Consider the following 23090-nt stretch of genomic DNA (forward strand, 5'->3'; position numbering starts at 1 on the left):
GACGCACCGCTTACCAGGGTTCGGCCAGGTAGGGGAACGTGGCCAGGAAGGGCTTGTCGTTCGCAGCCGGATTGGGCGGTGTTTTCGGCTCGATCGCTGCGCCTTGCCACAGGGCCGGCTGGTTGAGCAGCTCCACGTCGTAGGGTTTGCCGTTCACCTGCGCGGTCATATCCAGGAACAACGCGAGGAAGCGCGTGGCGACCTGGTCTTCCGGCCGGCGGCCGAAGGGCCAGGTGCCGTTCGTGTCCATGTCGATGGAATTGACGTTGGGCACGAACACCTCGAAGGTGCGCCGCAGCGGAATCGGCAGGTTCCGCTTGTTCCAGCTGTTGTCCGGCATGTTGAGTTTCTGGAACAGCATCTTCTTTACCCGCGGGAAGGCTTCGACGGGCGAGTCGACCACCTTGTGCACGGAAACCGGCGCGTTGTCGTCATTGAAGGCGCTCTGCAGCCCGAGGGCGCGGATGGAGGGACCGAATCCCCAGCCCAGGTGCGCCAGGCGCTTGATGAAGCTGGGTCCGAGGAAGAGATTGTCGGCGCCGACCTGGCGCTCGTCCTTGCGCTCGTTGAGGGCCGCATCGGCGAAGGCCTGCCCGTCCGTGTCGACCAGCTTGTAGCCGGCCAGCTGTTCGTCGCCGAGGGTCTGTGAACGCGAGCCGGCGAAGCCACGTCCGGAGGCGACGAGCACGGTGAATCCCACGGCCGTCAACACCAGCACGAAGCCCAGCGCGTGCGCCAGCTTGGGAATCAGCGAGCGCCGTGGCGCCCGGGTCGCGACGACCAGCAGCAGGCCGGCGACCAGGACGACGGCCGCGCTCTGGTAGGGGTAGCGTTCCCAGACCGGACCGGGAAGGACGCGATCATCCGCGATTGCCGGTACCTTGCCGGAGGCCTTGCGCACCCAGCTCTCACCCCAGGCGTTGACGATGCGGTCGGTCGTCGGTGACCGGGTCAGGTAGGAGAGCGGCAGCTCCAGGATGATGGCGTTGACGTTGAACCCTGCCTGCGCATCGCGGCCGCTGTAGACGAACCGGAAGTTGCCGTTGGCGTCTTTCAGGTAGCGGTTGCCTGACCAGGTGTACGGGCCGGGCGGAAGGTCCGTCTTCACGCCGGAGCCGTGGCGCGGGTTGGCCGGATCGAAATTGAACAGCGTGTTGCCCTCAAGCTCGATCAGCGTCTTGGGAATCGGCAGTTCGCGCAGCTCGGGCTTGTTGTGTGGCACGTGATAGAACTGTGGCGCGTAGTTGATCGAGCGGAAGAAGCCGGGCAGATCATTGAAGAATGCATCGTCGCGGCCGCCGATGTAGGCCTGCAGGACTTGCCCGTCGGGCGCCTTCAGTTCCAGCGACGTGTTCATGTCGATGGTCTGCGCCAGGTCCCCGCCGGGAAAACCGCGGAAGGTGATCGCGACCTTCTTCTCGCCCGCCGGGACCACGCGCACTTCGCCGGGTCTGGCGTGCAGGTAGCGGTCCTGCACGGCCTTGAAGTAGTCGAGCAGCCCCTGCAGGCCACCGTCCTCGGCGACCTGGGCGCTGGCGCGGGGTGCCGTGAAGACGCGCACGCGGTAGAGCAGGTCGGGATCAAAGGTGCCGGCGATCGGAACCGGGGCGAAGGTCAGCGCCAGGATGACGCGTTCGCCGCGGCTGACGTCATCGGCCGGCCAGCCGAACATGTCATAGAGGTCCGCCGCGCTCATCGGAATATCCGAAAAAATGGAATTCGCGGCATTCGGGTCGTTGTGGTCGGCGGCGATGGCTGGCGTACTGGCCGCGGCCAGCACCAGGGCGAAGGGCAGCGCCAGCAGGGCGCGAAAGCGACGCAGTGCGGACATCGGCAGGCACCTCGGCGAGTCTGTTCGAACGGGACGTCGAAGACATTGCCCCGTCGCCGGCAATGCCGGCCAACGGGTGTTATCGCCCTGTGGGAGCGCCGGCGCGGCGCAGAGATCCCTTCCCCTGGACCAGGGTGGCCGTTGTGGTCGCAGCACAGTACCCCTGCGCTGTCGAGTCACGCCGCCACGGTATTGTCCCGGCGCCTGTCCCGGCCCGCAGGCGAAAAAAGAGCATTGTGCACGCAGGACGATAGGAGGTGAATGATGAAAAAGCAAGATTTAGACGGCATCGACCGACTCGGCGATGCCGGCCTGCCACCGGTGCTTGCCGTCTTCAGGTCGTGGATTGGGTGAACTGGGCCTGTTCCCCCAGGCCGCGGAAGAAAGCGCTCAGCTCAGCGCGGTGCTGTGGATCAGGTGCCCTGGTGAACAGATAGCCGATCAGGCTGCCGGTGTGGGCCACAACGATGCCGGCGGCGCGCAATTCCCTCCGCCGCGCCTGCAGTGCGTCCCAGTGGCGCTTGGGCAGCACCGACTGGGACAGGTGCGCGCTCCCGGTGGCGCAGTCGGCCACCACTTCGGCCGCGCCGGCGTGCAGGGCAGGCAGCATCCTGCCGAAGAGGCGGGCATAGGCAGGGCGATGCGCCGCGTAGTGGCGCCGCAGTGGCATGGACAAGTCCTGCGTATCGACGCAGCCGCCTTCGTCGATGAAACAGGCATGAAAGCCGGGGCGGGCGCCGAACTGGTGTACGGTGCGCTGCTGATCGCTCAGATACAGCGCCAGCCCATCCAGGAAAACCGGGTCCGAGCGCTCGAGGTCGCCGAGCAGGCCTGCAATTGCCACCGGCGACGAGCGCCGGGAGAACAGGGCGTCCAGGCACCGGATCGTTGCGACGATGTCCGCGGTGGAGCTGGCCATGCCGGCGCCGACCCGGAGCGTGCTGGCGTGGCGCCATCGGCCCGGGGGCAGCGCGAGGCGGTGAAGCGCCAGGTAGCGTTCGATAACGGCCCGGCAGCGTGACTTGGCGGGCAGGTCCTGCGCATGGCTGCCCGTTTCGCCGGAGTGGAACCACATCCGGCTGTAGCGACGGATGGGCAGCGACACGATCGCGATTCCCTCGCCATCCCGGCCATCCCAGGGGCCCTGGATCAGTTCGCCCAGCGTGCCGTGGCAGACGCCGCTGATGATCGGGGCGAGCGCAGGTGCCGAGGTTGCGGGGTGCGGCATGGCGGTGGCGGGAAAAGAACCCATGGTAGCCGGACTTCCCTTGCGCAATGCACGTGTCCGCCGCCGCCACGGGCGATTCGCAAGGGCGTATCCACGTTTCGGCCCGGTGGCGTGCGTACTGGCGCGGCGGTGGGCGTGGCGCGCCCTTCGCAGGGTCAGTGGCGGCACAAAGGAGTTGCTCATGGCACGCCCGATCTGGAACGGCACGATCTCGTTTGGATTGCTCCACGTCCCGGTGCAGTTGATGAGCGCCCAGCGCAGTGTCGACCTGCACTTCCGCATGCTCGACAGCCGCGACCAGAGCCCGATCCGCTACGAGCGGGTCAACGCGGAGACCGGCGAGGAGGTTCCCTGGAAGGAGGTGGTCAAGGCCTTCGAGTACGAGAAGGGCAGTTACGTCGTGCTCGACGAGGCCGACCTGAAGAAGGCAGCGCCCGAATCGACCGAGACGGTCGACATCGAAGCATTTGTCGATGCGGACGCGATCGACGCGATGTATTACGAAAAGCCCTATTACCTGGTGCCGGGCAAGAAGGCGGAGAAAGCCTATGTCCTGCTGCGCGAGACCCTCAGGCGGACCGAAAAGGTAGGAATTGCCAAGGTGGTGATCCGCACACGCCAGTACCTGGCAATGCTGGCGCCGCGCGAGACGGCGCTGGTCCTCATCCTGTTGCGGTTCCCGCAGGAGATTGTTTCCGCCGACGAGTATTCGTTTCCTGCCGGCACGGCGGCGGCGCACCGGGTCTCCGCCAAGGAGGTCGCCATGGCCACGCAGTTGGTCGAGGCCATGAGCGCAGAATGGAACCCTGACGACTACAAGGACGACTTCCGCGACAAGCTGCAGAAGATCATCCAGGAGCGGGTCACGAAGGAAGGCGGCAAGCTGCGTCGACTGAGAGCAGCGGAGAAGTTGCCCGACGATGCGGCCACCAACGTGGTGGATTTCATGGCGTTGCTCGAAAAGAGCCTCGGGCAGGGCAAGCGCGCACAGACCAAGGTAACAAAAAAGCGCGCTACGCGATCCAGGGCGCGCACCGTGGGCGCATCGGCTCGGCGGGCGCAAAAATGAGTGCCTGGATCCGGCGGGACGATGACTTGACTTCGTTTCGGCGGCGGGCCCGGCGGTGTCCTGTCGGACACGGCCGGGCCCTTGGATCAGCGGTTGCCGGAGCGGTTGTTGTCGTTGTCGCGACCGCCCTGCTGCTGCTTGTCGGTCTTCTCGCGCGAACCGGACTTGTTCGGCGAGTTCTGATTGGTGTGCTGGTTCTTGCCAGTGGGGTTGTTGTTGGGCATGTTCGTCTCTCTCTGTCGGTAGTTCGGCATCCTGCTACTGCATCGCATCCTGCGTGCACCGGCAACTGCACGCCCTGTGCCAGCGTCAAGAGGGGTGTAAATGCGTCTTTGTGGATAAAAAAATCATTAAAGGTATTGGAAAACGCGGTAGTCGCTGCAATATTTGCCGGCGCGCTGGCGAAGGCTTGCGCGGTGCTGCGCTACAGCCGGCACCGGCTGCCTGACGCTTGTGTGCGCACCGCGCGTCCATCGCCTGCCGGGCCGCGGTTGACGTATTCCCCACCGGGGGTCACGGTCAGGATGATCCGTTCGCGACCGGGGCGATCCGGAAAGCGGGGCGACGCCGCCGCCGCTTGCTGGCCGGCGGCGGATGTCTCACGAACCAATGCAGGTAAACGATGCATGAAAAATATCCTCGATAACGTGTACGAAGGGTTGCCCGGAAGTACGGGCGGAAACCGGTATGCCGGATGGCGACTCCCTTCGTGGGCCCGGACTGGATCTTTTCCGGTAACCGCGCGGCGAGCGATCCGTCGGTCCAGTCCGTGGACTCGGGATCGGATTCCATCCGGCCGCATCGTGACGGACCCTTCACTTGCCACAGCGTACTGCTGCTCGCCGCGCGTGGGGACTTACGTCACCCGGCACCTGTCCCGCAATTCCCGTACCACGAGCAAGTCCTTGAATCGCGATGGGTATCGAGGACCGCTGATGCGCGATATCCGGAAAACTTTGCCTCAATTTGAAATTTGTTCCGGCGCGGCTTCACTGCGGTTTAAGGGGCGTGGGAGTACCAATAATTGCCGGCCTCGTCTGCGCGTGACGGCGTCATCAGCCCGGGTGCGACAGGAGCGGATTGCAGGGGGGCGTGTGAAGCCAAGGAGCGGAAATGGAAAAACCCAGCAAACCGAGCGTGCTGGTCGTCGACGACGATATTCCCTTCGCCGAGGCCGCCTGCGTGCTGGCGGAAATGCAGGGCTTCTCGTGTGCCCAGGTCACTTCCCTGGCGGCTGCCAGGGCGATTCTGACGCGTCAGCGCTTTGATCTCATCCTGGTGGACCTGGAACTGCCCGACGGCAGCGGCTTTGACCTCGTCGAGCACATTGATCTGGCCGACACGGCGGCGATCGCCATCGTGACCGGTAATCCGTCGGTGGACACCGCCGCGCGGGCCGTGCGGCTGCCGGTGTTCGACTATCTGGTCAAGCCGATCGACCCGGCGCGTTTCAAGGACCTGCTCGACCGCGCCGCGGTCGGCTGGCAGTCGCGCCGGCCGCGCGAGCGGACCACGGCCTGTGGCGAACTCATCGGCGCCACGCCCGTGATGCGCGAGGTGTTCCGCCAGATCCGGCGCGTTGCACCCACCGAAGCCACCGTGCTCATCCACGGTGAGAGCGGCACCGGCAAGGAACTGGCCGCGAGTGCGATTCACGCCGAGAGCGGCCGCCGCGGTGGCTTCGTCGCCGTCAATTGCGGCGCGGTCGCGCCCGAATTGCTCGCGAGCCAGCTGTTCGGCCACGAAAAGGGCAGTTTTACCGGTGCCATCCGCCAGCACCAGGGATTCTTCGAGCAGGCGCACGGCGGCACCATCCTGCTCGACGAAATTACCGAAATGCCCTCGCAGCTGCAGGTGCACCTGCTGCGCGTGCTGGAAACGCGGCGCGTGACGCGGGTGGGCGGGACGCGTGAATACAACGTTGACGTGCGGGTGATCGCGGCCACCAACCGGCCCCCGCGGCAGGCGGTCGACCAGGGGGCGCTGCGCGAGGATCTGTACTACCGGCTCGCGGATTTCCCGCTCGAACTGCCGCCGCTGCGCGCGCGGCTCAACGACGTGCCGCTGGTGGCGCAGCTGTTTCTGGAGCGTCTCAACGAGCGGTACGGGTTGTCGCGGCGCTTTGGGGCCGAGGTGCCACGGGTGCTGATGAGCTACGCCTGGCCCGGAAACGTGCGCGAGTTGCGCAATGTGATCCAGCGCGCGTATATCCTGAGCGAAGGCGACGAGGTGCACTTGCCGGCGCTCAATGTGACCCCCAGCCTGCCGATCGAGGAAACCGACCTCACGGTAACGTTCCCGGTCGGAACTTCGTTCGAGGAAATGGAACGGAAAATGCTGCTGAAAAGCCTGGCGCATTTCGGCAACGACAAGGTCCGCACGGCCGAGGCGCTCGGTATCAGCGTCAAGACGATCTACAATCGGTTATCACGCTATGCAGCCAACGATGACCCCGACTCCAAGTCCCGCTTCGAACGAACGTAGTGACAAACGTGAGTTCGCCCACGCGTTGAACAACGTGCTCAACGTCATTGCCATGCAGGCCGAGGTCGCCAACCAGTTCGCCGCGCGCGGCGAATTTGCGGCGTGCCGCGAATACCTGGACCGCCTGCAGCGCGAGTGCCGCGTGGCGGCCGCGACGGTGAAAGCGTACTGCGACGCCAACAAATAGCCGGTTGCTGCAAGTGAGTGGGACGCGGCGCACTGGTTCACTGCCGGGCCTGCCTGGTCGCGTGTTGCTATTGGAATGACAGCGCGGCGGGCCATCCTGGCCCGCCGCGTGCTCGCCCACCTGAAGCTCAGTGCTTCTTCGATGTTTCGGTCGTCCTGGACTGGCTGAGGTTGTCGTCGCGGTTCTCGTTGCGGCGTACCGTCAGCTTGTTCTGAACATCCTTCACGCCGCTGCAGCTTTCGCACAGGTCCTCGGCCATGTGCTTCATCCGGCGCTCGGTGACCGAGCCTTCCAGCGTGACCACGCCGTTGTTGCAGGTCACCGTGATTTCGCTGGCGTCGATGCGGTCGTCATCCGAGAGGCGTTCGCACAGATCTTCCTTGATGCGCTCGTCGGAGCGCGAATAGCCCTTGGGGCCCTTGCCGCGGTGACCCAGCGACTGCTGCTGGCCACGCTGGTTGTCGCCATAACCGACGCCGCTGCTGCCGTAGCGGCCGCTCTGGCCATAACCGCCGCCGTAGGGCTCACCGACATCACGGCCGTAGGCATCCTGGTAGTCGCGATTGCGCTGGGTCTGGCCCTGCTGCGCGCCCTGGCGCTGCTCCATGCCCTGGCCGCGCAGGTTGTCGTCCCAGCCGCCCTGGCCGCGCGAACCGCCGTAGCCCTGGCCCTGCCGATAGCCTTGCTCGCGGTCGCCCGAATTCCAGCGGTCTTCGCCATAGCCGTACTGGCTGCCCTGGCCGCGCAGCGGCTCGCGATTGCCTTCGCGGCCATAACCCTGGCCGTATTGCTCGTAGTCGCGCGGACTGTTCTGCTGCGAGCCGACATTTTCGTAGCGATCCTCATCCTGGCGCCATGCGCCGCTGCCATAGCTGCGCCGGTCGTCCTCGTCCTGCCACGACAGGTCACGCTGGACGTTGGAGCCGCGATAGAAATCTTGGTTGCGTTGTGGCATGTGAGTCTCCTTGTGTGTATTGCGCGATTGTTTCCCCTGCGGACGTGCACGCCGTCCGGCACCGCGGTGACAGTGGGAGCAACACCTGTGCCAGCCGGGCGCGCGCCGACGGCGGCGCGCCAACGGCATTGCGACCGCGTGGCAGGGTCTTATCGGTTCCGCGACAGATGCGCTGTTACGGAAAACTCTACAAATTCGTGCAGCGATTACAGCTCATGCCGATATGTGCCCACCGCCATTGACGTGAATCACCTGGCCGGTGATGAAGCTGGCGTCGTCGCTGGCCAGGAACACGTAGGCAGGTGCGACCTCCGTTGGCTGGCCGGCGCGTTTCATCAGCGTGTTGTGGCCGAACTCGGCAACCTCCTCGGCGCTGAAGCTGGCGGGAATCAGGGGCGTCCAGATCGGTCCCGGGGCGACAGCGTTGACGCGGATCCCCTGTTCGGCCACCGATTGCGCCAGCGAAAAGGTGAAGGCGAGGATTGCGCCCTTGGTAGAGGAATAGTCGATCAGCTTCTTGTGGCCCCGCACGCCGGTCACCGACGCCGTGTTGATGATCGATGCGCCCTTTTTCAGATGCGGCAATGCCGCCTGGGTCACGTAAAAGTACGAGAACACATTGGTCTCGAAGGTAGCGTGCAGCTGGTCCGGTGTAATGTCTTCCAGCAGTTCCTGCGGATGTTGCTCGGCGATGTTGTTGACCAGCACGTCCAGACGTCCGTAGTGCGCAATGACGTCATCGACGACTTTCTGGCAGGCCTCCACCGAGGACAGGTCGGCGCGCAGCACCAGGCACCCGCGCTTTTCGGCTTCCACCAGGCGCCGCGTCTCCTGCGCATCGGCGTTCTCACGCAGATGCACGATCGCGATTTCAGCGCCTTCACGGGCGAAGTGCAGGGCGACAGCGCGCCCGATGCCGCTGTCACCGCCGGTGATCAGGGCCACCTGTCCGGCAAGTTTTTCCGCGCCGAGGTAATTGGCGCGAATGGATACCGGTTGCGGTGACATCGCTTCCTGTGAGCCCGGCTGGCGGTTCTGGTGCTGGGGGGGCTGCAGAATCTCGGCTGGCGCGGTGGACATGGGGCCTCCTTGGACATGAAACGCCGTGGTGGGACCCGCCGTTCCGACGGCACCGCGGCGTGCGCTTTGACGACTGCGTTACAAGTCCCGTACCAGCACGAAGAGGCTCCCTGAATCATCGCCAAGCGGTCGGGTGCAGGTGGTGGCGCAACGGCCACGGGTGGCGGGATTGACCTGGCGGAATTCGCCACTAGGATTGCGTTTCCGCCACCGGTGCGTCTGGCGGCGCAGGCCTAGGATGGTCATGCCCTCCCCAGGAGCCATGCCATGAAAACCGTGAAAACCCTCGTTCGCCAGCTGCATCGTGTCGTTGTTGCCGGTGCGTTGGCCGCCATTTCCCTTTCCGCCGTTGCCGACGGAATCTCTGTTGAGCCCGGTGTCGCCGAGCCACTGCCGGGACGCGACTACAGCCTGCGGCTCGATCTTTCCGCCCATCGCCTGGAACGCTATGACGTCGTGACCGGCAAGACCGACTCGGTCGTGATCGACGCCGGCTGCGCCAGCGGTGCCGTGCCGGGACTGTGGTTGCTGGTGCCGCAGTCCGGCGCGAACTTTGACCTGCTGCCCGTCGGCGCGACCCCAGCGCAGGCGCGCCCGGTGGCGCTGTCTGGCACCTGCGCCACCCTGCGGGATGCCGCCGCCGGCGGTGTCGTCCTGGTGGAAGCCGGCCAGGCCCTGCCCGATGCGCCGCGCGTGCTGGCTGCCGGCGAGGTGAACTGATGGCCCTGCGCGTCGGAGTGCTGGTGCACGAGGCCTCCATGCCGTCGGCCACGACGGCGCCGCTGGACGCCCTGAGCATCGCCAACAAGCTCAACCACGTGCTGCATCCCGGCGCGCCGGCGCCGGTCGAGGTCCGCCTGGTCGGTACCCGCGCCGGGATGGTGCGGGTCGGCCAGGGGGTGAACTTCGAGGTGGACGTGGCCCGACCGGACGAGCTGGATGTCCTGGTCGTGACTGCCCTCAACTACCGCACCAACGGCGAGCTGTGCCGGCGGCTGGACAGCCTGGTCGCCGAGCGCAACCTGCTCCGGCGCTGCGCGGAGGCCAACCTGCGGATCTGTACGGCCTGCAACGGGGCCTTCCTGCTCGCCGAGGCGGGCCTGCTGGACGGACGCCGCGCCACTACCAGCTGGTGGCTGGCGAACCTGATGCGCGAGCGCTATCCGGCGGTCGATCTGGCGATCGAGGAGATCATGATCGAGGACGGAAACATCATCACGACCGGCGCCTCGACGGCCGAGTATGACCTGTGCCTGCAGCTGATCGAATGGGCCGGCGGCAAGACCCTCGCGCACAATGTCTCGCGCCTGCTGCTGGTGGACCGCCAGCGCCAGAGCCAGGCGCCCTACATCAGCATGGCGCTGGCCGACCGGCCACGGCAGGGGCTCTCGGAACGGGCCGAGAAGTGGCTGCAGAAGCGCCTGCACGAGACCATCACCGTGCGCGAGCTGGCTGATCACTGCCGGGTCAGCGAACGCACCCTGCTGCGGCGTTTCCACCAGGATTTTGGCGCCACCCCGCTCGAATACGTCCAGAAACTGCGGGTGGAGCGGGCCAAGGCCCTGCTGGAGACCACACGGCTGTCGTTCGAGGAAATCGTGGGCCGCTGCGGCTACCAGGATGTCTCCAGCTTCCGGCGCCTGTTCAAGCATGTGGTGAGCATGACGCCCAACGACTACCGCGAGCGCTACCGGCTGCGTGGCCGCTAGTCCTGGCCGCCCGGCCGGTGGCGGCGCAGGACCTCTGGCAGACTTTTCCCGTTCGGGCGGGTGGGGCAAACTTCCGCGCCGATCCGCGGTCGAAGGCGGCCCGGAGTTCCACCAGCGGACATATGCCCACCATGGATCACCCTGTATCGGAGCGCCCCGAAGCGCTTGCTGACGCGTTTCGCGCGCTGCGCGACGAACTGGCCTCGCGCATCATCGGCCAGTCGCGCCTGATGGACCGCCTGCTGATCGCCCTTCTGGCCGACGGCCACCTGCTGGTCGAGGGCGCGCCCGGCCTGGCCAAGACCACGGCCATCAAGGAACTGGCTGTCCGCATCGAGGCGGATTTCCACCGTGTCCAGTTCACGCCCGACCTGCTGCCGGCGGATCTGACCGGCACCGAGATCTACCGGCCGCAGGAAGCGCGCTTTGAGTTCCAGCGTGGCCCCATCTTCCACAACCTCCTGCTGGCCGACGAGGTCAACCGCGCGCCGGCGAAAGTGCAGTCGGCGCTGCTGGAAGCCATGGGCGAGCGCCAGGTGACGATCGGCCGCACCACCTATCCGCTGCCGCCCCTGTTCCTGGTGATGGCCACCCAGAACCCGATCGAACAGGAAGGCACGTATCCGCTACCGGAAGCGCAGCTGGACCGTTTCCTGATGCACGTGAGCGTGGACTATCCCGACGCTGCCTCGGAAGCGGCGATCCTGCGCCTGGCGCGTGACCGCGCCAAGGCGGAGCTGCACGAGGTGTCCGCGCCACGCCGGCGGCTCACCCAGGCGCAGATCTTCGCCGCGCGCGAAGCGGTGCTGGATCTGCACCTGGCGCCGGCACTGGAGGAATACATCGTCCAGATCGTCGTCGCCACGCGCCGCGCCGCGGACCTCGGCCCCGATCTCGGCCGCTGGATCGCCTTTGGCGCCAGTCCGCGCGGCACCATCGCGCTGGACCGCTGCGCCCGCGCGCACGCCTGGCTGGCCGGCCGCGACTACGTGCTGCCCGAAGACATCCACGCGGTGGCCGGCGATGTGCTGCGCCATCGCGTGCTGCTGACCTACGAAGCCGAAGCCGAGGGGGTCCGCCCGGACAAGGTCATCGGCGAGCTCATCGCGCGGATCGCGTTGCCCTGAGGGGCGCGGCATGGCGAGGGTCATCGCGACAGGTTCCGCTCACGGCGTTGGCGCCGGCATTGCCGTGGGGCTGGACGAACTCCTTTCCCAGCGGCTGGCGGCGCGCTCGCTGGTGCTGGCCGCGTCGCGCAAGGTCGTCGCCTCGCAGGCGGGCATCAAGTCCTCGCGCTTTCGCGGACGCGGCGTCGATTATGTGGAATCGCGCATTTACCAGCCCGGCGACGACATCCGCAGCATGGACTGGCGTGTCACGGCGCGCAGCGGACGGCCGCACACCAAGGTGTTCCAGGAGGAGCGCGAGCGCAGCGTGCTCCTGGTGATGGACCACAACCCCAGCATGCACTTCGGCACGCGGGTGCGCTTCAAGTCGGTGCAGGCGGCGCGCGCGGCGGCCCTGGTCGCCTGGAGCGCGGTGCGCGGCGGCGACCGCGTCGGAGCCGTGGGATTCGGCAACGGCGTCAACGGCGAAGTGCGTCCGGCCGGTGGCCCGCGGGGTGCTCTGCATTGCCTGCGCGCCCTGGTGGAATGGGACGGCATCGCGCGCAGTGTCGGCGACGCGCCGGCGCCCTTGTCGGAAGGGCTGGAACGCACCCGGCGCCTGGCCCGACCTGGCAGCCTGATCATTCTCCTGACGGACGGTTTCAGTGCGGACGTGGCTGCCGAGGCGCCGCTGGCGCGCCTGGCGGCGCATGGCGAAGTGCGCGTGCTGCTGATGACCGACGTGCTGGAACTCTCCCCGCCGCCGCGCGGACGCTATGCCGTCGCCGTCGGCAACCAGCGACGCTGGTTTGATTTCGGCGACAACCACCACGACAGCGCCTGGACCGACGCGTTCCGTCGCCGCCGCGCGCTGCTGGCCGAGCAGGCGCGACGCCTGGGCGTGGCGCTGCTGCCGCTGGATACGCGCGATGACCTCACGCGCCGCATGGCGCCGCTGGGCCTTGCCCTGGCCACACACCGGAACGTCGGCTGATGCAGGCGGACATGCCCCAATTGCGTGATATCCACGTGGCCGCAGCGCCGGGCTGGTGGCCGCCGGCGCCGGGCTGGTGGATCCTCGCCGTGCTCGTTCTGGCGGGACTCGCCATGCTACTGATCCAGTGGCGGCGTCAGCGCCGTCGCGCGCGCCGCGCGCGGCGCCTGCGTGAAGCGCTGGGCCAGGTGCGCCGGCAATTCCAGGGCAGCGCGGACCGCGCCGCCTATGCCGCTGCGTTGTCGCAGTTCCTGCGGCGACTCGCGCTGCGCATCCGGCCGGCCGCAGCGGTGTTGCAGGGGCAGGACTGGATTACGTTTCTCGACCGGCATGGCGACGGCTTTTCGCGCATCGCCGATACCCTGCTCGATGCGCCCTATCGTCCGGCGACGGACCTGGACGTCGAGGCCCTGTACGACACGGTGGATCGCCACCTGACGAGTGTCCTGGCACGGGAGCTGCGCGATGTTTGAATGGGCGTGGCCGTGGTTGTTCCTTTTGCTGCCTTTGCCGTGGCTGGCGCTGCGCTGGCGCCGGCCGCGGACCCAGGTCAGCGCCGCGTTGCGCCTGCCCTACGCCGGTGTGCTCGATCTGGGCGCCGAGGAATCGGGCAAGACCCCGAACACTCTCGGTGCCTGGTGGACCTGGCTGGTCTGGGCGGCGCTGGTGGTGGCGGTCGCGCGCCCGCAATGGATCGGCGAGGCGCTGGATGTGCCGCGCAGCGGACGCGAAATGCTGTTGGCGCTGGACGTCTCGGGCAGCATGAATACCCCCGACATGACCCTGGGCAACCGCCAGGCCACGCGCTTTTCGGTCATGCAGGCCATCGTCGGCGATTTTATCGAACGTCGCACGGGCGACCGGGTCGGCATGGTGCTGTTCGGCTCACGCGCCTACCTGCTGACGCCGCTGACGTTTGACCTCAAGACGGTGCGGACGCAGCTGGAAGAGGCGACGGTGGGACTGGCCGGCCGCGAGACGGCCATCGGCGATGCGTTGGGCCTGGCGGTCAAGCGCCTGCATGATCGTCCCGAGGCGCAGCGCGTGGTGGTCCTGCTGACCGACGGCGTCAATACGGCGGGCGAACTTGATCCGCGCCGTGCCGCCGAACTGGCCAAGGCGGAAAAAGTACGGGTATATACGATTGCGCTGGGCGCCGAGCAGATGCGCGTGGACGACTTCTTCGGCAGCCGCGTGGTGAACCCGTCGGCCGACCTGGACGTCGCACTCATGACCGAGATTGCCGAGAAGACCGGCGGCCGTTTCTACCGGGCCCGTGACACGAAGGAGCTGGCGGGTATCTACCGCGAAATCGACGCGCTGGAACCGGCGGCGGACCAGAGCGAGAAGTTCCGCCCCGTGGATGAGCTGTTTCACCTGCCGCTCGGTATCGCGCTGCTGGTGGCCCTGATCGGACTGGCCGGCTTGCCCTGGCGCTGGGGTGTGCAACGCGAGGGAGCGCCCGGATGATGGCCGACTTCCATTTCCTGCGGCCGTGGTGGTGGCTGGCGTTGCTGGCGCTGCCGGTGTTGTGGTTCGCCGTGCGGCGCGACGCCAGTGTCACGCGCAACTGGGCGCGGGTGATCGATGCGCATCTTTTGCCGCACCTGATGGTGGGCGATGCCACCTCGCGCCGGACGCCGCTCGTCGTGCTATCGATCGCGTGGCTGATCGGCGTGGCGGCGCTGGCTGGCCCGGCGTGGGAACGCCTGCCCTTGCCAGTGTTCCGCCACCAGCAGGCGCACGTCGTCGCCCTGCAGCTCAGTGCCACCATGCTGGCGGCCGACCTCAAGCCCGATCGCCTGACCCGCGCCCGCTACAAGATCAATGACCTGCTCGACCGCATCGGCGATGGCCAGGTCGCGCTGCTCGGCTACGCCGGCGATGCCTTCGTTGCGGCGCCGATGACCGACGACGCCAACACGGTGAAGAACCTCCTGGATGTGCTCGATCCGAGCGTGATGCCCGTGGCGGGCAATGCGACCGGTACGGCGATCCGGCGTGCACTGGCCTTGATCGAACAGGCCGGGGGACGCGGCGGTGACATCATCCTGGTGGCCGACTCGGCCTCGAACGACGCATCGGAAGCGGCCCGTGAGGCGGCCGAACGCGGCGTCCGTGTCTCGGTGCTGGCGGTGGGTACGGCGCAAGGTGCACCGGTGAGCCTGCCGCAGGGCGATTTCCTGAAAGACACGCGCGGCGACATCGTCGTGGCAAGACTCGACGCGAATGCGTTGTCCCGCGTCGCCCGTGCGGGCCGCGGCAACTATGTGGAAATGGGCAGCGATAATCGCGACATCGACGCGGTGCTCGGCGGCCGCCAGCGTGTGACGACCGGAACGGCTGCAGGCGATGGCGCCGGCGCGACCGCGCAGGCATGGCGGGATCGCGGCCCGTGGCTGGCCCTGTTGCTGCTGCCGCTGGCCCTGGCCGCCTTCCGCCGCGGCTGGGCCTTCGCGGTGCTGTTTGCCCTCGGACTGGGCGCGCCGCAGCCCGTGCGGGCGCTGGAATGGCGTGATCTGTGGCAGCGTGCCGACCAGCAGGCCTGGCAGGCGCTGCAGGCCGGGGATGCCAAGCAGGCGCAGGCCCTGGCGCGCGATCCCGATCTCCATGGCAGCGCCGCTTTCCGGGCCGGCGACTTCGCCACCGCCGCCCAGGACTGGCAACAGGGTGCGAACGCCGATGCGGCCTACAACCGCGGTAACGCCCTGGCGCAGCAGAAGCAGTTCGAGGAGGCCATCAAGGCCTGGGACGAGGCGCTGGCGCGCGACCCCGGTCACGCTGATGCGTTGGCGAACAAGAAATCCGTGGAAGAGTGGCTCAAGCGCCAGCAGGAGCAGCAACAGCAACAGCAGGGCGGTGAGTCGTCCCGGGATCCCTCGGGCAACGAGGAGTCCAGCGAGTCGCCTTCGTCCGATCCGTCGCAGTCCGGCCAGGACAAGCCGAAGGAAACCGGCGATCCGTCCCGGCAGGGAGAACCCGGGCAGAGCAAGGATGGGCAGTCGGGGGAATCGGACAGCAAGGACGGCAAATCCGAAGGCCAGCAGGGGCAGTCCGGGCCGTCGCAGCCTGGCCAGTCCGGTGGCGATGCCCGCGCGGACAAGGACGGCAAGGAGGGCGCCGGAGCCGGTGCGCCGACCGAAGAGCAGGCCCGGCAACAGGCCGTGCAGGCGCAACAGGACAAGGCCCGATTCCAGAAAGAAATGGACAAGGCGCTGACCCAGCAACCGGCTGCCGCGCGCGGCGAGAAGGGCGACCCGAAAGGCGAGCCGGCCGGCAAGGCGGCGGTGGAATCGGACGCCGAGCGCGAGCAGCGCCAGGCTAACCAGCAATGGCTCGAGCGCGTGCCCGACGACCCGGGTGCGCTGCTGCGCCGCAAGTTCCAACTCGAATACGAACGCCGCAAGCAGGGCGGCCGCAAGGATGAGTGACATGCAGCGACGATCAGCGTCTGCAACAGCGAACCCGCTTCGCCCTGGCCTCGCCGTGCTGATGGTGATGCTCATGCTGGTGCCTGGCCTGGCCGGTGCGGCCGTGCGGGCCTGGTTCGATCGCGACCGCATGCACGTCGGCGAAACGGTGAGCCTGAACATCGAATGCGATTCGGCGACCTGCGGCCAGCCGGATCTGTCGCCGTTGGACAAGGACTTTGACCAGCTGTCCACCTCGAATTCGCGCTCGGTCAACATCGTCAACGGGCAGACCAGCGCGCGCCAGCTCTGGGCGGTGGCCGTGCAGCCGCGGCACGAGGGCGTCATCACGGTTCCCGCGCTGGCGGTCGGATCCGAGCGCACGGCGCCCGTGCAGCTCACCGTGCTGCCAGCCAGCCAGGCCACCCAGCGCTCGGGCGACGACATCTTCATCGAGTACGACGCCTCGCCGCGCGAGGCCTACGTGCAGCAGCAACTGCACGCGACGGTGAAGCTCTACTACGCGGTCAACCTCACCGACGGCGTCCTCGATGAATTGACCGCGCCGGGCGTGGTGGTACAGAAACTGGCGCAGGATCGCAGCTACGAATCCGAGCAGGGCGGAAGGCGCTATCACGTGCTGGAGCGCCGCTACGCGGTATTCGCCGAAAAGAGCGGGCCGTTGACCCTGCCGGCGATCAACTTCCGCGGACGCGCGCTGTCGGCGCGGGATCCCGGTGGCTTTTTCAGTCGCGGCAACGCGGTATCCGCACGGGCCAACGCGATCGATCTGGTGATCAAGGCGCGCCCGGCCGATTCCGGTTCCGGCCCCTGGCTGCCGGCCGAATCGGTCGAGCTGCGGGCGGAAGGTGCGGGCGCGTCCGTGGGGCATTCGGCTATCAAGGGCAAGGTCGGTGAGCCGGTGACGCTGACGCTCACGGTCCAGGCCAAGGGCCAGACGTTCGAACAAATCCCCGAGTTGACACTTCCGGAAGTGGACGGTGCCGAGGTGTATCCGGACAAGGCCGTCACGCGGACCCGCGATGACGGTGACTGGGTCTACGGGGAGCGCAGCCGCAAGTTCGCCATCGTGCCCTCGCGCCCCGGCACGCTGCACGTACCGGCAGTGACGCTGGAATGGTGGAACACCCAAACCAACACCATGGCGACAGCCACGACCGCTGCGTTCGACATCACCGTTGAAGGTGTGGCCGGTGCGGCCGCGCCCGTGCGGCCGATCATCAGCACACCGGCAGGCGACGCGTTGCCGGTGGCCGGCGAAGTGGCCCCGGTTGCTGCGCAGGCAGGGCCGTGGCGTGCGATCGCCCTGGCCAGCCTGGGGCTGTGGGCAGTGACCCTCGTCACCGGATATCTGCTCTGGCGCCGCACGCGTGCGCCGGTCGTGCGGCGGCCAAATACGGCACAGGGCGCCGATGCGGCCGCGCTGGGCGCGCGCGGCGCGTTTGCGCGAGCGGCAGCGGCGGGGCAGGCCGGGGCCAGCGCGCGCCACCTGCTGGCCTGGGCCCGGGCAGAGGGACTCGCCGTGCAGAACCTGGGCGAACTGGCCGACCAGCTCGACGACGATGCGCAGAAGCAGGCGATCGGCGCGCTGCAGGCCGCGCTCTACGGCACGACGCCCGGTATCGCCATGCCGCCGCTGGCGACGGTATTCGGCAACGGTTTCCGCCGCCGGCCGCGCGCATCCGCCGCCGCCAATGAGGACGAGCTGCCGCGGCTATGGCCTTCTGACGATCCGTCATTTCGCCAGAATCGGGGCACGCGATAAGGTTCGCGCCGGTTCAGCAAGTCCGTCTATCGTCTAATTGACATCGTTCGTGTTGCACGCGCTGCGAAACCGGGCGAAGTGCTAACCAGTGGACAGAACGTTGACGCCGCCGCGATTAGTCTGCGCTTGCTTCGCAACGCTGGCCAGACGGCGGCGGACTCCCCATCAGGGAGATGTCGGAGGGGCAGGGTGCCCTAGTCACGGATGACTCATACGAGCCCGGTGCGCACCCCCTGTCGCATCGGGCTCGCTTTCTTTCGGATCCCGCAAATCCCTTGCTCTCGTTCCCCGCGCGCTGGTCGCGCGAGCGGCGCTTCGTTGCGGGCGGCGGATGAATTGCCCTGGCGGGGGCAGGTCCGGTAGGGTCGCGTCTTTCGCCCGGGCCATGAGACTGGTATGAGCCAAGCCGCCGCTTCCGTCACCCCGCCGCGTCGCATGGCGTTGCATACGCGCATCCTGATCGGCTTCCTGGTCGGCACCTTCGCCGGTGTGCTGTGCTACTGGCTGGGGCGCGACGCGCAATGGCTCTCCCTGATCGTCACCTACGTCAGCCAGCCGGTGGGGCAGATCTTTCTGCGTCTGCTGCTGATGCTGGTGATTCCGCTGCTGTTCTCGGCGCTGGTGCTGGGCGTGTCGGAGATGGGCGACCTGCGTTCGCTCGGGCGCGTGGGCTGGAAGACCCTGGTCTACACCGTTGCCGTATCCGCCATCGCGGTGCTGATCGGCCTGGTGCTGGTCAATGTGCTGCAGCCCGGCGCCGGCATGCCGGACGAGACGCGCAGCGCGCTCCTGGAAGGCTCGGCCGAACGGGCCAAGTCGGTGACCGCGCAGTCGGCGCCGCCCTCGGGCATGGAAATGCTGGTGCAGATCGTGCCGGACAATGTCGTCCGCGCCGCTGCCAACGGCGACATGCTCGGCATCATGTTCTTCGCGCTGATGTTCGGCATCGCGCTCGTGCTCACCCGCACGCCGTCCACGGACCGGGTGAAGGAATTCGTGCAGGGGGTGTACGACATCGCGATGACCCTGATCGACAAGGTCATCCAGCTGGCGCCCTATGCCGTCGCCTGCCTGCTGTTCACCCTGGTGGCCAAGCTCGGCTGGTCCATATTGTGGCAATTGGGAAAATACGTCGGCGTGGTGTTGCTGGCGCTGGCCATTCACCAGTTCGTGGTTTACTCGCTCGTCGTGAAGGTATTTGGCGGAATGAGCCCGCGTGTCTTCTTCAAGGGCGTGGAAGAAGCCATGCTCACGGCATTTTCCACGGCCTCCTCGTCTGCCACGCTGCCCACCTCGCTCAAGGTGGCTGAAGAGAAGCTCAAGCTGCCGCCGCGGATCGCGCGGTTCGTCCTTACGGTCGGCGCCACCGCCAACCAGAACGGTACCGCGCTCTTCGAGGGCGTGACGGTGCTTTTCCTGGCCCAGTTCTACGGCATTGAGCTGTCGATGGTGCAGCAGGTGACGGTGCTGGGCGTGTGCATCCTGGGCGGCATCGGCACGGCCGGCGTGCCATCCGGGTCGATTCCGGTGGTGATGATGATCCTGGCCATGGTCAAGGTGCCGGTCGAAGGCATCGGCCTGATCCTGGGCGTCAACCACCTGCTGGACATGTCGCGCACCACGCTCAACGTGACCGGCGACCTCGCCGCCGCGGTGGTGGTGTCGCGTGGCGAACCGGACGAGGCATCCTCGCGTTCCGGCTAGCGGTGGCGCTGGCCGTGGCGATCCCTGCTGCGGCTGGCGGTCGGTGTCAGCCCCGGCCGGGCGCAGTTTGCCGGACACGTGTCGCGAATGCCGGCCAATACGCGTTACATCCCCCCCGGGCTTGCGGCACAATGCGGGGGCCCTCGTCACAGTTCCGACTATGTCCGCAAACGGCGACGTCACCGAACTTCTGCATGCCTGGCGCGGTGGTGACCGTTCCGCTCTCGAGCGGTTGATGCCCCGGCTCTACGACACCCTGCGGGAAATGGCGGCCGTGCGGCTGCGCCGCGAAGGCGCCATCCAGACCTTCGAACCCACCTCGCTGGTCCACGAGGCCCTGCTGCGCCTGCTGGGTGGCACCACCGACTGGCAGAACCGCGCCCACTTCCTGGCCTTCGCGGCCATGCATATGCGATCCGTGCTGGTGGATCATGCGCGTTCGCGCCTGGCCGCCAAGCGCGGTGGCGATATCGTCATGGTCACCCTGAGCCACGCGGAAGCCTCCGAGGGCCAGCGGATCGAGCTGGACCTGCTCGCGCTGGACCAGGCCCTGACCCAGCTCCACGACGAGGACGAGCGCATCGCGAAGGTGGTGGAAATGAGCTATTTCGCCGGCATGGAGCGCGAAGAGATCGCGGCGGTGGTGGGTATTTCCGTACCCACGGTGGATCGCGACCTGCGCTTTGCCCGCGCCTGGCTCAATCGCGTCCTGAGCTGAAGCCGTGGCGTCGCCCACGCGCTTTTCGCAGCTGCGCCGGCTGTTCGAAGAGGTCTGCGACCTGTCCGATACCGAGCGGCGTGCACATTTCCACGCGTGCAGCATCGACGAAGCCATCGTCGCCGAGGTCGAGGCGCTGATCGCGGCGGAAACCCGCGGCCTGCGCCGCGCCAGCACGCCCGTCGCCGCCCTGCTGGCCAACCTGCCGGACACGGAACTGGACGCCGGTGATCGCCTGGGCGCCTGGCGGCTGACCGAGAAGCTGGCCAGCGGCGGCATGGGTGCTGTCTATCGTGCCGAGCGCGCCGACGGTCATTTCCAGCAGCAGGCGGCGATCAAGCTGCTGCGCGGCGTTCCCACGGCCGAAGCGCTCGCGCGCCTGTCGGCGGAGCGCCAGATCCTGGCCGAGCTGCAGCACCCGCATATCGGCCGGCTGCTCGACGGCGGCTCCACGCCCAGCGGGCAGCCCTTTCTCGTGATGGAATTCGTCGACGGCGTGCCGATCGACCGCTGGTGCAGTGAGCGCAACCTGGAGCTTGGCGCGCGGCTGCGCCTGTTCCGCAATGTCTGCCGCGCGGTCGCCTTCGCGCACCGGCGGCTGGTCGTGCATTGCGACCTCAAGCCGTCCAACATCCTGGTGCGGCCGGACGGCTCGCCGGTGCTGCTCGACTTCGGCATCGCCCGTGCCCTGGATCGTTCGCGCGAGGGCGAGACCGAGACCTTCTACACGCCGGCCTATGCCAGTCCCGAGCAAATGGCCGGTGCGCCGGTGACCGTGGCGAGCGATGTCTATTCGCTGGGCCTGGTGTTGTTCGAGCTGGTGACCGGCCGCAAGGCGCGCATGCATGCGGATGACAACACGGTCACCGAGCTTGCGCACGCGGCGCGACGGCCCAGCGAGCTGGCTGCCGACGACTGCCGCTGGCGCCAGAAGCTGCGCGGCGACCTCGATGCCATCATCCTGCGCGCCACTGCGCAGGCGGCCGCGCTGCGCTATGCCTCCGCCGACGCCCTGGCCGAGGACATCGAAAGCCATCTCGATGGCGAGCTCGTTGCGGCGCGTGCACCGACCTTTGCCTATCGCTACGGCCGGTTGTTGCGCCGGCGCTGGCCCCTGTTCGCCGGCGCGGCGGTCGTGCTGGTGATGGCAGGTCTTTTCAGCTGGCGCATCATCAGCGAGCGTGATCGCGCCGTCGCCGCGGAACGGGAAGCGCGCCGCCAGGCGCAGACGGCGCAACAGGTGAGCGAATTCCTCATCTCGCTGTTCGACTACGCCAATCCGGAAAAGAATCCGGCCCGGCGCGACATCACCGCGCGCGAAATGCTGGAGGAGAGCACGCGCCGGATGACCACCTCGCTGGCGGAACAACCGACCGTGCGGGCGCGCCTGACCGATGTACTCGCGCGCGCCTGGAACATGCTCGGCCAGCCGGTGCGCGCGGCGGCGCTGTACGAAGAAAGTGCGAACCTGTGGCAGAGCGCCGGCCCGGAGTTCCGCGCCGAGGAGGCGGCCAGCCGGTCGGATCTGGCCGTGATCCTGACCAACCACGAACGTGACGCCGAAGCCGAGCGCCATGCGCGCGCAGCGCTCGCACTGCGCGAGGCGATGCCGCAACCGGACGAGCGCGCCATGGCCGATTCCTGGAACACGCTGGGGCTGGTGCTGCTGGGCGAGGCGCGTTTCGACGAGGCCGAGACCTACCTCCAGCGCGCGCTGGAAACGCGCCGGCGGCTGGGCGAGGCCGGTTCCGTGGCGTCGACCCTGCACAACCTGGGCCTGCTCTATCTGCAGTCGGGAAACATCCAGAAATCCATTGATGCCTTCGCGGGCACACTGGCGATGAAGCGCAAGCTCTACGGCGGTGACCGGCACCCGAGCACCCTGGTCACGATGGACAACTACGCCCGGGCGCTGTCCAACGCCGGACGTACCGAGGAAGCCCTGCCGCTGCTGGAAAGCGTGCTGAAGCTGCGGCGTGAACTGGACGGCTACGACAGCCGCAATGTCTGCGATGCCTACAACGAGCTGGGTTCCTCGCTGCACGATGCCGGGCGCTTCCGCGAAGCCGCGGAGAACTACACGCAGGCCATGCGTATTGATGGCGAGCTGGCCGGAAAGCGCGGACTCGACTACGTCCGGCCCTTGAACAACCTGGCTTCGGCACGCGAGGACATGGGCGATTACGCTGCCGCCGAGCCGCTGTTCCGCGAATCGCTGGAGATCCGACAGCGCGACCTGGGGCCCGATGTGCCGCTGGTGGCGCGCGCGCAAAGCAATCTGGCGCGGGTACTGATGCGCCAGGGACGCCTGGCCGAAGCGCGTCCTTACCTTGACGCTGCGCTGGCCACCCGCCGGGCGAAACTGGGCGATGCGCACGTGGACACCGCGCGGTCGCAATTGCAGCTGGCCGACTGGATGCGCCTGTCGGGAAAGCACGAGGAAGCCCGGCGCATGGTCGATGAACTGGCCCACCACGCCGCGCCGTTCACGCCGCAGATGCAGGCGTATCGCTGGCGCCTGTCGGCCCAGCTCAAATCCGCCGACGCAGACACCGAAGGCGCCCTGGCCGACTTCATCCAGGCGCAGAACGCCATGGCCAGGACCTGGCGGGAAACGCACCCGCTGACGGCGGTCAGCATGCTCGATCGCGCCGAAGCCGAGTGGGCGGCGGGGCACCGGGATGCGGCCCGCGAATGGCTGACCAAGGCCGAACCGGTATTGACCCGGGCGCTGGCGCCCGTTGCGCCGGAGCTGACGCGAATCCGTCAGCTGAAAGCCCGCCTGCCGGGGAACGGATGATCGTTCGGCAACGCGGGCGCCTGCATCGG

The 23090-nt window shown here is 67.5% G+C and carries 19 protein-coding genes; 14 read left to right on the top strand and 5 right to left on the bottom strand.

The window, feature by feature from the left end; genetic code table 11:
* Positions 1 to 10: 10 nt before the first annotated feature.
* On the bottom strand, positions 11 to 1831 hold the full coding sequence (locus N4264_RS04850; RefSeq protein WP_261695944.1) for a DUF4331 family protein: 1821 nt from the start codon (positions 1829 to 1831) through the stop codon (positions 11 to 13).
* Positions 1832 to 2165: 334 nt separating this feature from the next.
* Entirely contained in the window at positions 2166 to 3059 is an 894-nt protein-coding gene (locus tag N4264_RS04855; protein WP_261695945.1) for a GHMP family kinase ATP-binding protein, read from the bottom strand.
* Between the two features lie 181 nt (positions 3060 to 3240).
* Here N4264_RS04855 and ku point away from each other — a divergent pair, with 181 nt between their 5' ends.
* Positions 3241 to 4128, top strand: coding sequence for a non-homologous end joining protein Ku (gene ku / locus N4264_RS04860; protein WP_261695946.1), 888 nt, complete (start codon positions 3241 to 3243; stop codon positions 4126 to 4128).
* A gap of 86 nt (positions 4129 to 4214) precedes the next feature.
* Here the strand turns inward: ku and N4264_RS04865 are convergent, their stop codons facing one another.
* A complete protein-coding gene (locus N4264_RS04865) occupies positions 4215 to 4352 on the bottom strand; it encodes a hypothetical protein (protein WP_261695947.1) in 138 nt (45 codons plus the stop codon).
* A gap of 889 nt (positions 4353 to 5241) precedes the next feature.
* On the opposite strand from N4264_RS04865, the gene N4264_RS04870 reads away from it, so the two are divergent.
* Together N4264_RS04870 and N4264_RS04875 are read left to right on the top strand one after the other, a co-directional pair.
* A complete protein-coding gene (locus N4264_RS04870) occupies positions 5242 to 6612 on the top strand; it encodes a sigma-54-dependent transcriptional regulator (RefSeq protein WP_261695948.1) in 1371 nt (456 codons plus the stop codon).
* Between the two features lie 25 nt (positions 6613 to 6637).
* On the top strand, positions 6638 to 6799 hold the full coding sequence (locus N4264_RS04875; RefSeq protein ID WP_261695949.1) for a hypothetical protein: 162 nt from the start codon (positions 6638 to 6640) through the stop codon (positions 6797 to 6799).
* A 127-nt stretch (positions 6800 to 6926) separates the two neighbouring features.
* Here N4264_RS04875 and N4264_RS04880 read toward each other — a convergent pair whose 3' ends face one another.
* The gene (locus N4264_RS04880; RefSeq protein ID WP_261695950.1) at positions 6927 to 7754 is read right to left on the bottom strand and encodes a BON domain-containing protein; all 828 of its coding nucleotides are present in this window, start codon (positions 7752 to 7754) and stop codon (positions 6927 to 6929) included.
* Positions 7755 to 7967: 213 nt separating this feature from the next.
* A complete protein-coding gene (locus N4264_RS04885; RefSeq protein ID WP_261695951.1) occupies positions 7968 to 8834 on the bottom strand; it encodes an SDR family oxidoreductase in 867 nt (288 codons plus the stop codon).
* Between the two features lie 267 nt (positions 8835 to 9101).
* Between N4264_RS04885 and N4264_RS04890 the strand changes: the two genes are divergently transcribed.
* The 11 genes from N4264_RS04890 (at position 9102) to N4264_RS04940 (ending at position 23061) form a co-directional block, all read left to right on the top strand.
* Positions 9102 to 9554: a hypothetical protein gene (locus tag N4264_RS04890; protein WP_261695952.1), complete on the top strand. Its 453-nt coding sequence runs from the start codon at positions 9102 to 9104 to the stop codon at positions 9552 to 9554.
* The gene (locus N4264_RS04895) at positions 9554 to 10543 is read left to right on the top strand and encodes a GlxA family transcriptional regulator (protein ID WP_261695953.1); all 990 of its coding nucleotides are present in this window, start codon (positions 9554 to 9556) and stop codon (positions 10541 to 10543) included. Before N4264_RS04890 ends, N4264_RS04895 begins: the two co-directional genes overlap by 1 nt.
* A 131-nt stretch (positions 10544 to 10674) precedes the next feature.
* Positions 10675 to 11670 carry an AAA family ATPase gene (locus tag N4264_RS04900; RefSeq protein WP_261695954.1) on the top strand — a complete coding sequence of 332 codons (996 nt, stop codon included), beginning with the start codon at positions 10675 to 10677 and terminating at the stop codon, positions 11668 to 11670.
* A gap of 10 nt (positions 11671 to 11680) precedes the next feature.
* Positions 11681 to 12643, top strand: a complete 963-nt coding sequence (locus N4264_RS04905) for a DUF58 domain-containing protein (protein WP_261695955.1) — start codon at positions 11681 to 11683, stop codon at positions 12641 to 12643.
* An 11-nt stretch (positions 12644 to 12654) separates the two neighbouring features.
* Positions 12655 to 13116, top strand: a complete 462-nt coding sequence (locus N4264_RS04910) for a DUF4381 domain-containing protein (protein ID WP_261695956.1) — start codon at positions 12655 to 12657, stop codon at positions 13114 to 13116.
* On the top strand, positions 13109 to 14113 hold the full coding sequence (locus N4264_RS04915) for a vWA domain-containing protein (RefSeq protein ID WP_261695957.1): 1005 nt from the start codon (positions 13109 to 13111) through the stop codon (positions 14111 to 14113). The genes N4264_RS04910 and N4264_RS04915 overlap by 8 nt, the downstream gene beginning before the upstream one ends.
* Positions 14110 to 16074 carry a VWA domain-containing protein gene (locus N4264_RS04920; RefSeq protein ID WP_261695958.1) on the top strand — a complete coding sequence of 655 codons (1965 nt, stop codon included), beginning with the start codon at positions 14110 to 14112 and terminating at the stop codon, positions 16072 to 16074. Before N4264_RS04915 ends, N4264_RS04920 begins: the two co-directional genes overlap by 4 nt.
* Position 16075: 1 nt before the next feature.
* Entirely contained in the window at positions 16076 to 17839 is a 1764-nt protein-coding gene (locus N4264_RS04925) for a BatD family protein (protein ID WP_261695959.1), read from the top strand.
* 396 nt (positions 17840 to 18235) lie between these two features.
* Complete coding sequence (locus tag N4264_RS04930) at positions 18236 to 19543, top strand: dicarboxylate/amino acid:cation symporter (protein ID WP_261695960.1); 1308 nt, start codon at positions 18236 to 18238, stop codon at positions 19541 to 19543.
* Between the two features lie 160 nt (positions 19544 to 19703).
* The gene (locus N4264_RS04935; protein ID WP_261695961.1) at positions 19704 to 20261 is read left to right on the top strand and encodes an ECF-type sigma factor; all 558 of its coding nucleotides are present in this window, start codon (positions 19704 to 19706) and stop codon (positions 20259 to 20261) included.
* Between the two features lie 4 nt (positions 20262 to 20265).
* Positions 20266 to 23061, top strand: coding sequence for a serine/threonine-protein kinase (locus N4264_RS04940; RefSeq protein WP_261695962.1), 2796 nt, complete (start codon positions 20266 to 20268; stop codon positions 23059 to 23061).
* Positions 23062 to 23090 lie beyond the last annotated feature (29 nt).

The organism is Tahibacter amnicola, from assembly GCF_025398735.1.
GTDB classification, from domain to species: domain Bacteria; phylum Pseudomonadota; class Gammaproteobacteria; order Xanthomonadales; family Rhodanobacteraceae; genus Tahibacter; species Tahibacter amnicola.

Bases quoted from the DNA above. Each gene is read 5' to 3' on its own strand.
- N4264_RS04895 (WP_261695953.1), top strand. From the start codon at position 9,554: ATGGCCCTGCGCGTCGGAGTGCTGGTGCACGAGGCCTCCATGCCGTCG.
- N4264_RS04920 (WP_261695958.1), top strand. From the start codon at position 14,110: ATGATGGCCGACTTCCATTTCCTGCGGCCGTGGTGGTGGCTGGCGTTG.
- N4264_RS04900 (WP_261695954.1), top strand. From the start codon at position 10,675: ATGGATCACCCTGTATCGGAGCGCCCCGAAGCGCTTGCTGACGCGTTT.
- N4264_RS04935 (WP_261695961.1), top strand. From the start codon at position 19,704: ATGTCCGCAAACGGCGACGTCACCGAACTTCTGCATGCCTGGCGCGGT.
- N4264_RS04915 (WP_261695957.1), top strand. From the start codon at position 13,109: ATGTTTGAATGGGCGTGGCCGTGGTTGTTCCTTTTGCTGCCTTTGCCG.
- N4264_RS04930 (WP_261695960.1), top strand. From the start codon at position 18,236: ATGAGCCAAGCCGCCGCTTCCGTCACCCCGCCGCGTCGCATGGCGTTG.
- ku (WP_261695946.1), top strand. From the start codon at position 3,241: ATGGCACGCCCGATCTGGAACGGCACGATCTCGTTTGGATTGCTCCAC.
- N4264_RS04855 (WP_261695945.1), bottom strand. From the start codon at position 3,059: ATGCCGCACCCCGCAACCTCGGCACCTGCGCTCGCCCCGATCATCAGC.
- N4264_RS04870 (WP_261695948.1), top strand. From the start codon at position 5,242: ATGGAAAAACCCAGCAAACCGAGCGTGCTGGTCGTCGACGACGATATT.
- N4264_RS04880 (WP_261695950.1), bottom strand. From the start codon at position 7,754: ATGCCACAACGCAACCAAGATTTCTATCGCGGCTCCAACGTCCAGCGT.
- N4264_RS04925 (WP_261695959.1), top strand. From the start codon at position 16,076: ATGCAGCGACGATCAGCGTCTGCAACAGCGAACCCGCTTCGCCCTGGC.
- N4264_RS04890 (WP_261695952.1), top strand. From the start codon at position 9,102: ATGAAAACCGTGAAAACCCTCGTTCGCCAGCTGCATCGTGTCGTTGTT.
- N4264_RS04905 (WP_261695955.1), top strand. From the start codon at position 11,681: ATGGCGAGGGTCATCGCGACAGGTTCCGCTCACGGCGTTGGCGCCGGC.
- N4264_RS04850 (WP_261695944.1), bottom strand. From the start codon at position 1,831: ATGTCCGCACTGCGTCGCTTTCGCGCCCTGCTGGCGCTGCCCTTCGCC.
- N4264_RS04910 (WP_261695956.1), top strand. From the start codon at position 12,655: ATGCCCCAATTGCGTGATATCCACGTGGCCGCAGCGCCGGGCTGGTGG.
- N4264_RS04885 (WP_261695951.1), bottom strand. From the start codon at position 8,834: ATGTCCACCGCGCCAGCCGAGATTCTGCAGCCCCCCCAGCACCAGAAC.
- N4264_RS04865 (WP_261695947.1), bottom strand. From the start codon at position 4,352: ATGCCCAACAACAACCCCACTGGCAAGAACCAGCACACCAATCAGAAC.